The organism is Clostridium sp., assembly GCF_051278035.1.
Lineage (GTDB): Bacteria > Bacillota > Clostridia > Clostridiales > Clostridiaceae > Clostridium_AD.
This window is the reverse complement of sequence record NZ_JBNMNU010000044.1, coordinates 17354-27212: the sequence shown is the minus strand read 5'-3', so window position 1 is coordinate 27212 and position 9859 is coordinate 17354. Positions and strand designations below refer to the sequence as shown.

At 29.4% G+C, this 9859-nt stretch carries 13 protein-coding genes; 8 read left to right on the top strand and 5 right to left on the bottom strand.

Annotated elements, in window-relative coordinates:
• Positions 1-204 precede the first annotated feature (204 nt).
• Positions 205-1179, bottom strand: a complete 975-nt coding sequence (locus ACJAX4_RS08745; protein ID WP_435789077.1) for a DUF5667 domain-containing protein — start codon at positions 1177-1179, stop codon at positions 205-207.
• Between the two features lie 281 nt (positions 1180-1460).
• Here ACJAX4_RS08745 and ACJAX4_RS08740 point away from each other — a divergent pair, with 281 nt between their 5' ends.
• From ACJAX4_RS08740 to ACJAX4_RS08725, 4 genes are all read left to right on the top strand, one after another.
• Positions 1461-1754, top strand: a complete 294-nt coding sequence (locus tag ACJAX4_RS08740; protein WP_435789076.1) for a hypothetical protein — start codon at positions 1461-1463, stop codon at positions 1752-1754.
• Positions 1724-2209 (top strand): hypothetical protein, encoded by a 486-nt coding sequence (locus ACJAX4_RS08735; protein WP_435789075.1) that lies wholly within the window; start codon positions 1724-1726, stop codon positions 2207-2209. Before ACJAX4_RS08740 ends, ACJAX4_RS08735 begins: the two co-directional genes overlap by 31 nt.
• The gene (locus ACJAX4_RS08730; protein ID WP_435789074.1) at positions 2202-3143 is read left to right on the top strand and encodes an anti-sigma factor domain-containing protein; all 942 of its coding nucleotides are present in this window, start codon (positions 2202-2204) and stop codon (positions 3141-3143) included. The genes ACJAX4_RS08735 and ACJAX4_RS08730 overlap by 8 nt, the downstream gene beginning before the upstream one ends.
• 100 nt (positions 3144-3243) lie before the next feature.
• Positions 3244-3423: an asparagine synthase gene (locus tag ACJAX4_RS08725; RefSeq protein ID WP_435789073.1), complete on the top strand. Its 180-nt coding sequence runs from the start codon at positions 3244-3246 to the stop codon at positions 3421-3423.
• A gap of 81 nt (positions 3424-3504) precedes the next feature.
• Here ACJAX4_RS08725 and ACJAX4_RS08720 read toward each other — a convergent pair whose 3' ends face one another.
• The 3 genes from ACJAX4_RS08720 to ACJAX4_RS08710 form a co-directional block, all read right to left on the bottom strand.
• On the bottom strand, positions 3505-4941 hold the full coding sequence (locus tag ACJAX4_RS08720) for a carbon starvation CstA family protein (RefSeq protein ID WP_435789072.1): 1437 nt from the start codon (positions 4939-4941) through the stop codon (positions 3505-3507).
• Between the two features lie 101 nt (positions 4942-5042).
• Complete coding sequence (locus tag ACJAX4_RS08715; RefSeq protein WP_435789071.1) at positions 5043-5744, bottom strand: LytR/AlgR family response regulator transcription factor; 702 nt, start codon at positions 5742-5744, stop codon at positions 5043-5045.
• Positions 5745-5748: 4 nt separating this feature from the next.
• Positions 5749-7422 (bottom strand): LytS/YhcK type 5TM receptor domain-containing protein, encoded by a 1674-nt coding sequence (locus tag ACJAX4_RS08710; RefSeq protein ID WP_435789070.1) that lies wholly within the window; start codon positions 7420-7422, stop codon positions 5749-5751.
• 174 nt (positions 7423-7596) lie between these two features.
• On the opposite strand from ACJAX4_RS08710, the gene ACJAX4_RS08705 reads away from it, so the two are divergent.
• Together ACJAX4_RS08705 and ACJAX4_RS08700 are read left to right on the top strand one after the other, a co-directional pair.
• Entirely contained in the window at positions 7597-7746 is a 150-nt protein-coding gene (locus ACJAX4_RS08705; RefSeq protein ID WP_435789069.1) for a hypothetical protein, read from the top strand.
• On the top strand, positions 7727-8335 hold the full coding sequence (locus ACJAX4_RS08700) for a 3'-5' exonuclease (RefSeq protein WP_435789068.1): 609 nt from the start codon (positions 7727-7729) through the stop codon (positions 8333-8335). The genes ACJAX4_RS08705 and ACJAX4_RS08700 overlap by 20 nt, the downstream gene beginning before the upstream one ends.
• A 95-nt stretch (positions 8336-8430) precedes the next feature.
• Here the strand turns inward: ACJAX4_RS08700 and ACJAX4_RS08695 are convergent, their stop codons facing one another.
• Positions 8431-9156 carry a hypothetical protein gene (locus ACJAX4_RS08695; RefSeq protein WP_435789067.1) on the bottom strand — a complete coding sequence of 242 codons (726 nt, stop codon included), beginning with the start codon at positions 9154-9156 and terminating at the stop codon, positions 8431-8433.
• Positions 9157-9383: 227 nt separating this feature from the next.
• Between ACJAX4_RS08695 and ACJAX4_RS08690 the strand changes: the two genes are divergently transcribed.
• Positions 9384-9548: a hypothetical protein gene (locus tag ACJAX4_RS08690; protein ID WP_435789066.1), complete on the top strand. Its 165-nt coding sequence runs from the start codon at positions 9384-9386 to the stop codon at positions 9546-9548.
• Between the two features lie 23 nt (positions 9549-9571).
• On the top strand, positions 9572-9778 hold the full coding sequence (locus ACJAX4_RS08685) for a hypothetical protein (protein WP_435789065.1): 207 nt from the start codon (positions 9572-9574) through the stop codon (positions 9776-9778).
• Positions 9779-9859 lie beyond the last annotated feature (81 nt).

Below are 9859 nucleotides of genomic sequence, written 5' to 3'. Positions count from 1 at the left end.
TGCCTAGGACTTCCTCCAGCTCACACCTCACGGTGGATACCTTGTCTTCAGCTAGTGGTTGGTAACTACAGACCCCCACAGTGGACTTTCACCACCTAGTTAATTGCCATGCCTGGCACACTAAAATAAGGTATTGTAATTTACAATTACAATACCTTATCTTTACCTAGAAGATAATTTTTATTCTTAATAACTAACTTCTATCTAATTATTTCTATTTCCTTTATTATCATTCGTTTTTCTATTGTTTTCTTTTTTTTCATTTCCATTTCTAATTTCTTTTTTTTCAAATTTTTCTTTTACTTCTCTAATTTCTTTAGCTTCTTTTACTTGTTTTACTTCTTTTACTTCTTTTACTTCTTTAATTACTCTTGTTTTTTTAGCTTTAATTTCTTTAGCTTCTTTTATTTCTTCTATTTTTACTTCCTTTACTTCTTCAATTTTTTCTTCTTCAATAATAACTTCTTCTTCTATGCTATTATCTTCTACTATAACTTCTTCATTTATGCTGTTATCTTCTACTATAACTTCCTCTTCTTCTACATTTTCTTCACTTTTCTTATTATGATTTCTAGTATCTTTCATCTCAGTAAAGGCCATTTTAAATTCTTCTTTAGCTACATTATAGAGATCCTGTTTTTCTTTTAGTAGTGATTCTGCTAAATTTATAGCTTCCTCATCCTTAGATTTTTCTGCTTTTTTCATAGCAACCTTTACTGCTTGGTACTCTTGTCTTGCTGTATTTAACTCATGTCTTTTTTCTACCATGTTAACAACTGCTGCTTTTTTAGCTAACTTTAATTCAGATTTTTCTATTTTAGTTTCCTCTGTTGCAGGCTCTTCTATTTCAGGTTCATCTATTTCAGATTCTTCTATTAAATCAGCTGCTTCGGTTACCAAATTGTTAAATTCATCCATCGTGCTTGTGGCTAAGGCGTATTTCTCTTCTTTTGTCATATTTTCACTTTCAGCTAATCTTTCATCTGCTATTTGTGAAATTATCTCCATTTTCTTTTCATCATCAAAGGTTAAAAACAATCTAAAATTATCAAAGGCCCTATCAAGTATGTAAAAAATACTATCCGGTAAAATGCCTGCATCTTCTTGTGCGGTTTCTGTTATAACTGTTGCTTCGTTAACCTCAGTGTTACTTGAATTTTCAACACCCGTTGCGAACACCCTCATATTTAAGCTTTAGGTGAATACTACTGCTGCGACTAAAATAGCTACTTTTTTCATATTTATTCCTCCTCTTGTTGTTTTATATAGATAGCAATAAAAATTATTGTTCCATATTTTTCCCCATCTCACTTATACATACGAATCATAATAAGATTTTTAGAGAGTTTTTTTATTTTTGTTTAAATATAATTTAATTTCCCCTTAAAGAAATGTTTTTCTTCCTTTTCCCTCTTAATATTGATAATATTTACGTATACATAAATATAAGGGGTGTACAAATGAATTTGAATTTTCTTTTTCATAAAGATAAAAAGACACTCTTCAGTTTAAATGAGGAACAAAGTTTTAATATAAATGTCCTATTCCCCGAAAATCGTAGTGATTTTATAGAAGCTAACAAAGGTTTTATTTATTCAACTACAAGTAAGTTATGCAAAAGACATTTAAGATGGGAAAATGATGAAGAGCTTAGTATTTCGCTTATGGCTTTTAACATAGCATGTGACAAATACAACAAAACTAAAGGCAATTTTTATGGTTTTTGCAAAATTACTATAAAAAACGACTTATAGATTCTTTTAGAAAAAATAAAAATTCACCTAATTTAACATTCGATAACAGTGATGGTAGTGTAGATTATATAGATGGAAAAAATTCTTTAAATGAATATGAAATTAAAATAGAAAATCAGTTTAGAGTTGATGAAATAACCATCTTTTCCGAGGAATTATTAAAATATAAGATCGATTTTAATTCCCTTATTAGTTTATCACCATCCCACAGGGATACAAGAGACAATTTGCTAAATATTGCCTTTTTATGTGCTCGAGATGAATCAATATTAAGCCAGATGAAGATTAAAAGAAGGCTACCAACCAAAGATATAATTTTATTAACTACCGCTAATAGAAAACTCATTGAAAAATGGCGTATATACATAATTTCTTTGATATTAATACTTACAAACCCAGAATATGTATATTTAAAATCATATCTAAATATAAAAGAGGGTGAACTACATGATTAAAACAGGCATTGTAATGAGCATTATGCGTAACAAAGCTGGTGTTATAACCTCAGATGGAGAATTTCTATATATAAAAACTAATAAAGCATTACCTAACATAGGTGAAATTCATACTGGTCAAATATGTAGTAAACCCCTGTACCTTTATAAATATGCTATAACTGCTGCTTCATTAATGTTTGTATTTATTTCTAGCACTTTGGCTTATGCATACTATACTCCGGTTACATCTATAGTTGTTAGCACTAATCCATCCGTCTATCTTAAAGCTAATAGATGGAATAAAATAATTGGTTCTAAATCTTTGGATTCAGAAGGTTCCACCATACTCCATGATATAAATCTAAATAATAAGTGTATAGACGTAGGCCTTGAGCTTTTAGTTAAAAAAGCTCAAATTGGAATAATTATAAATGAAAAATATAAATCTAACGAAAAAATTATTAGTATTAATATTAAAAGTAATAAAGACCGTACTATAGATGTCTCAAATTTCAAAAAAATTATGGATAAGAATAATTTAAAAATTAAATTTAATATATCTTCGGATAACAATAAAAAAATAGATATTATAGCTAATAATCAAAAGGTAAATACTAACGACTTAATTCCTTACAGTGATAAAAATGATACTCCTAATATAAAAACAAAAAATAAAAGTAATTTTAATGAAAAGCCTTCTGTAGATATTAACACAAATATAATCGAGGATAAATCCTTAGAAAATAAAAAAGAAAATAAAAAAGAAATTAACAAAGAAATTAACAAAAGTACTAAGCCCACTAAAATCAAACAAAATAAAAAAAGCAAAAATTCAACATCAGACAACAATAATTCTGATAATGATAAATCGAAAAACCATACTGATAATAATAAAAATCCAAAAAAAACTCATAAGGTTTTTCATGAATTTGTAGAAAATTCGGATGATTAGTCAATAGAAATATAAAACATATATTCTATATATTTTTTAGTATCAAAGACCTCACTTTTGCAAAGGATAATAATATTAAAATAAAAAGGAGGTCTTTAATATGCGTGAAGGATTAATTCCAACTATGCTAGGTGCGATTGTAACTACTGCTGGAGCATCATTTTCAAAAAAAGATATGAAAAAGAATAATGTAATGCCTATGATAGAAGCCGGGGTTATTGGGTTTGGGCTTGCTCACATAGTACTCGGAGCAATTGATTTAGTTGAGCATAGAAAATAGCATTAATTATTATAACAAATAAAAAAATGACCTTAACATAAGTACTTATGTTAAGGTCATTTTAAGTTTTAAAAAGAAATTTTAGCTACTAACATTGGTTTTAACTTGTTTTTGTTTTGCTACAGTTAAGAAAATTGATAATGCTGCAATTCCTGCTATAATTCCTGCTGGATATGCAATCACTGCAGATAGACTAAATCCTTCTGGTGCAATTAAAATATAGGAAATAGACACTGCTGTCATAAATGTAGCTGGAATTGTTGCAATCCAGTGATTTCTGGCTATAGTAGCCAAGTACATACCCGCTGTCCATAATACAATGGTAGCTAAAGTTTGGTTAGACCATCCAAAGTATCTCCATATTATTGCAAAATCCATTTTAGTTAAGATGAACCCTATCAAGAATAAAGGAATACTAATTAAAAATCTGTTTTTAATAGGACCTTGATTAAATTTAAATGCATCGGCTAAAGTTAATCTTGCACTTCTAAATGCGGTATCTCCAGATGTAATAGGACACGCCACAACTCCAAGTATAGCAAGCATTCCGCCCATTTTTCCAAGTAATCCAACTGAAACTCCATTAACTACCCATGCTGCATTATGACCTGTTAATGCCATAGTAGCATTTAACTGAGGCACTCCTCCAAAGAAGCTCATAGCTGCTGCTGCCCAAATTAATGCAACTACACCTTCTGCTATCATTGAACCATAGAATACGCTTCTTCCTTGTTTTTCATTTTTCAAACATCTTGCCATTAAAGGCGATTGAGTTGCATGGAACCCTGAAATAGCTCCACATGCAATTGTTATAAATAACATAGGGAATATTGGGTGTGAACCTGGACTTGAATGCATATTTGTCAAATTACCTAATGTTATTTCTGGAATAGGGAATCCTCCAAATACCAAGGCAATAGCAACACCAACTGCCATAAATAATAAGGCAAATCCAAAGAGAGGATATATTTTTCCTATAAGCTTATCTATTGGAATCATTGTTGCTATTACATAATATGCGAATATTATATAAATTAATGTTGTAACATTTATTCCTGTTAAACCTTTTAAGATACCCGCTGGTCCCATTACGAAAACTACTCCTACAAGTACCAAAACTACTATTGAAAATACTCTCATAAAGTTTTGAAAGCCTTTACCAAGATATTTCCCTACAACTTCTGGAATACTTGCACCATCATGTCTTACAGATAACATTCCTGAAAAATAATCATGAACTCCACCTGCAAAAATGGATCCAAGTACAATCCACAAAAATGCTACTGGTCCCCACATTGCACCTGCAATTGCGCCGAATATAGGTCCGAGTCCTGCGATGTTAAGAAACTGAATTAAGAAAATTTTCCATCCTGGCATCTCAACAAAATCTACACCATCAGCTAACCTTTTAGCTGGTGTTACTATTTTGTCGTCTGCTCCAAAAGCCTTTTCTACGATTTTACCATAAACGAAATAACCTACTATAAGAGCAATAATTGCTAAAATAAACGATATCATATGAACGCCTCCTATTTATTTGTTAACTAAATTGTAATATATTTTTGTGTGTTGAATACGCTTTCATACATGAAGCAACAAAAAAAGCACATAGAGTGCTTTTATATACCCATTATTCGTTTAAATTCAATCATATTACTTCTGCTTACGGGTATGTCTACCTCCTCACCTTGTAGCTTTATCATAAAAGTGTTGTTAAACCATGGAATTATTTCCGTTATTTTATCAATATTAACGATGTATGATCTATGACTTCTAAAAAATAACTCTTTTGGAAGCTTTTTGTAGAATTCTGTAATGCTACAATTCATACTGCATTTGACTCCTTTAATAGAAATTAATGTTTCTCTTTCTTTCGCTTCACAATAAGAAATGTCAATTATACGTCTTACTATCATCTTATTGTCTTTCCAGAGGGTTATTTTACTTTTTACATTTTTTCCATCCATAGGCTTCTCAATCTTTTTTAATGCATTAATTATACGTTCTTCTGAATAGGGCTTTAATATGTAGTCATAAGCATGAATTTCAAAAGCATCTACAGCGTAATCTTTATGAGCTGTAATAAAAATAATAATAGGGTTTTTTGGAAAGTGACTAATTATTTTACCTAATGCCATACCGTCTAACTTCGGCATGTTAATGTCTAGAAAAATAATGTCAGGTTTATTTTGTTCAATATACTCTAGTGCTTTGATAGAATCATCAAATTCCTCCATTATTTTAATATTACTGAAATTTAATATAAAATACTTTAGTTCCTCTCTTGAAGGATATTCATCATCAACAATAATACAGTTCACATCATCACTCCCTTATTTTTCTAACATTGAAACTGATTCTAGTACCATTTTTAAGTCTTTTTATTTTTAGTCCTTCTCCGTAAATATATCTAAGTCTATTATGAACATTGGACATACCTATTTTATTTTCTTTCATTTCACCTGTGTATACTTTTTCTATGATGCCTTCTGAAATTCCAATTCCGTCATCTTCAATTGATATCATGATGTTCTCATCTTCAGCTTTTTTAATTTCAATGATTACAGTTCCAGAACCCTTACCTTCTAAAATACCGTGCTTAATAGAATTTTCAACTATAGGTTGAATGATAAGACTTGGGATTTTAACATCTAAATCGTCTTCGATTTTATAAATTATATGAAGTTTATTTCCAAACCTTGCTTTTTCTATCTCTATATACGCTTTAACCTGCTCTAGTTCTAGATAAATGTCTACTGGCTTTTCCCCTTTTTCTAGATTATACCTTAAATAAGTTGATAAATTTATAATTAACTCTCTTGCACGATTAGGATTAAGTCTAATAAAAGAAATTATAGTATTAAGTGCATTAAATAAAAAATGAGGATTTATCTGAGCTTGTAGTGCTTTTATTTCTGCCTTATTTGCCATATGCTTTAACTCTCCAAGTTTACTTATTTCTAATTGAGTCGAGATAAGTTGAGATAAACCTAAGGCTAAATTTATATTTCTAAAGGAAATTGCATCTTCTTTACAGTAATAGAGTTTTAAGGTACCTATAATTTCATCTCCTTCCCTTAAGGGAGCGATAATTGCAGATTTCAATTTACAATTCAAATTATGGCAATCTATCTGATTTGCATTAGTTAAAGATAGCAATTTACCATCTTTGATAACTTGCTTAGTAGCTTCTGTCTCAATCCTACGCCCTTTTATATGATGGTCAGACCCCATGCCTACATGAGCCAATATATGCTCTTTAGATGTTATAGATACTGCATCTGCACGAATAGAACCTTTTATTATACCACATATTTTATCATAAGAATTCTCATCCATTTCTCTAAAATATGGTAAGGTTTTATTAGCAATCTCTAAAGCAATTTGTGCCTGCCTTGCTGCAATTTCATCCTTTTCCCTAAATATCTTTTGAATTATTACTATTAAGACTGCAATACCAATAGCATTAGCAAAACTCATAGGAAAGTATATGCTTTTCACAATAATTACAGCCCTACTAAAAGGATGTGCCATTGTAAGTATTAATAGCATTTCTAAAATTTCTATTAGGAGCCCTCCAATTAAGCCATACAACCACTTGTTTGTTGCATTGGATTTTTTATATATTACACTTGCAGCTATCCCTGAAACTATAGTAGTTATTGTACAAGGAACGGATGTAATTCCGCCTATATCTACAAGTAATCTATGCATTCCTGCTATAATTCCTGCCATTATTCCTACAAAAGGACCATACAATATTCCCCCTGCCATTACACCAATAATTCTGGTGTTAGCAATAGCTCCATTAACATCTGTCCCTGTGTAGGTTCCAAGTATTCCAAATGCTCCAAAAATAATTGAGAGCATAATCAATTCTCTTTTTCTAAATTTATCCTTCTGGACAATATTCTTAAAGCTTCCTATTCTAGACACAAAAAACGCAATAAGAATTACATATCCTAAATTATTAGTAAGATTTCTTAAAAGTTCAATCATTAGTATTCGCTCCATTTCGCCTAATACATTTTCACAATAACTAATGGCAAGCTGCTGTACTAGGTAGCATATTTTATATCACCTTATTAATGAAGGCTATATGAATAGTATATACAACATTTTATAATATATAAAGATATATAATCTATGTTATAATTAATATGAACGTAAAGGATGATTAATAAACTAATACTTGATGGTTCAATAACAGACGAAAAGATTTTCTTTTTAGTGGATTTATCTTATGAACTTGTATATACAAAATTAAAGAAAAGTGAGAAGAAAGAGCTACAGGAGGGCTATAATGAGAATGATTTTTTTTGATACGGAAACTACTGGCATAAGGCCAGGCAACATATGTCAGCTTAGCTATATACTTGTTGATACTGATTTTAAACCTACAAAAACAGTAGGGAAAAACATATTTTTCACAGTAGATTATGTAGAACCATCTGCGCAAGATGTCCATGGATTCAGTGTAGATGCACTATTTGCATTAAGCAGTGGAAAAACTTTTGAGGATTCATACGAAGATTTTATTGATGATTTTGTAAATGCAGATATTTTTGTAGGACACAATGTTAATTTTGATATAAAATTTCTTACTCACGAACTTAAAAATTGTGGACATGATCTGTCCCCTAAACATACATTTTGTACCATGAAATACTATAAAGATATTTGCAAGCTGTACTCTGCACGTGGAGGATATAAAAATCCAAAATTGTCAGAAAATATTGAGTTCCTTAAATTAAATGAAAAAGTAATAAATTTAAAAAGTATTGAATATTTTGGTGATAGTGCAGATTTTCACGACGCTAGATTTGATACAACTGCAACTTATTTACTGGTTACAGAAGGTATAAAAAAAGGTTTTATACCTAAACATTATTTTTCTCAGCTTGCTAAGTAATATATATTAAAATGCCCTATAAGTAGCAATACTTATAGGGCATTTTATATTTATATCTATGCTATTATATCTAACTCATATTCATTTATGTTAAATTAGAATTCATATATTATCCCATCACAAAAAACCTTTTTAATTACTTTATTATCTATATAAATTTGAATTGTCTCACCCTTTTTTAAATATAATTCTACTGGTAAATTAAGGTTGCAAGAAAAATTTCCTGACTTTATTTTTAGTTTAGTTTTATGAATGTGTTTTCTTCCTGCAATGTCATCAAGATCTGCACCTAATAGCAATCCCTGACCTGAAGATATACTATCAATTTGTATTCTTGGATAGTCAGTAATCTTCGCAACCATAGGAATGTCATTTCCTATAGTTTCATTACTAATATAATCTATTTCCTCATCTATAATTATAGAATCATTTTGAATTACAACATTATTAATATCCAACAAAAAATAGGAATTAACTTTTTTATTTTCGATACTTTTATATTGTAGAATTTGTTCATACCGTAATACTCTAAGATAGACCAATTTCAATAATTCTTCATTTGTATTATCATTAAACTTACCAAATTCTTTAGTTATTATATTATTTATACTTTTGCTTAATTTTTCTTCATTTATTTTACCTAAAATGCTTTTACAACCTAGAAAACCTGCTAACTTTAATTTGATTTTAACCATATCAAAATCTTTATCTTCTAATTTAATATTTGTACTAGCCACCATAAATACATTCGCATATTGCTGATATGCACATTGAATAAAACCTAAATATTTTCTATTTTTGTCGTATACATTAAATGGCACGTTAGATCACTTCCTTATACGCTATTTTTAAATCACGTAAATTATTATAGCTCTTAAGTTAATATTATACATCTAATTCTTATCTGTATAAACAAATTTTCGAAAACTATTTTGAACTTATTTTAAAATATATAAATTAATACATCAATAGTAATTTTTTTTACTGAAATATTTTTCTGATATTAAGGTTATATTAATAATATGTTATAAAATAAGGAGGAATACTAATGGATAATAATAAAAGTCACATGAAAACAGAAAAGAAAACCAATGCCGAACTCAGAAAAATGTTTCCTCAGAGTGGTAGCGATATAGGAATTGAAAATGGTGTAAAAATAGATGCAAACAATGATAAATTCACTAAACGTTCTAAATTATCCCACAACAAATAATATTTATAAAGGAGAATGATACTATGCCATGGAAAAAAGGTAAAATACGATTTGACGATGGTTCAACTTATGCAGCAGAATTACTAGTTAATTCTGCTGGTGACGTATGGAATGCTAGAGTACTTAAAAGTGATACTGCCATCGAAGAAATTGATGTTCAAAAATTTGCTAGTAGTTTAAATAAAACTGTTGAGGATATATATCCATATACTTACGAAATAGAAGAATAATATCTTATACACAATTATAGTTCCCCTAAAACTTCAGAAAAATTCTGGAGTTTTAGGGGATTTTTAAATTTCTTCTTAAGT

Coding starts and splice junctions, on each gene's coding strand:
- ACJAX4_RS08720 (WP_435789072.1), bottom strand. CDS start 4,941: ATGATATCGTTTATTTTAGCAATTATTGCTCTTATAGTAGGTTATTTC.
- ACJAX4_RS08690 (WP_435789066.1), top strand. CDS start 9,384: ATGGATAATAATAAAAGTCACATGAAAACAGAAAAGAAAACCAATGCC.
- ACJAX4_RS08740 (WP_435789076.1), top strand. CDS start 1,461: ATGAATTTGAATTTTCTTTTTCATAAAGATAAAAAGACACTCTTCAGT.
- ACJAX4_RS08730 (WP_435789074.1), top strand. CDS start 2,202: ATGATTAAAACAGGCATTGTAATGAGCATTATGCGTAACAAAGCTGGT.
- ACJAX4_RS08725 (WP_435789073.1), top strand. CDS start 3,244: ATGCGTGAAGGATTAATTCCAACTATGCTAGGTGCGATTGTAACTACT.
- ACJAX4_RS08700 (WP_435789068.1), top strand. CDS start 7,727: ATGAGAATGATTTTTTTTGATACGGAAACTACTGGCATAAGGCCAGGC.
- ACJAX4_RS08710 (WP_435789070.1), bottom strand. CDS start 7,422: ATGATTGAACTTTTAAGAAATCTTACTAATAATTTAGGATATGTAATT.
- ACJAX4_RS08685 (WP_435789065.1), top strand. CDS start 9,572: ATGCCATGGAAAAAAGGTAAAATACGATTTGACGATGGTTCAACTTAT.
- ACJAX4_RS08705 (WP_435789069.1), top strand. CDS start 7,597: ATGATTAATAAACTAATACTTGATGGTTCAATAACAGACGAAAAGATT.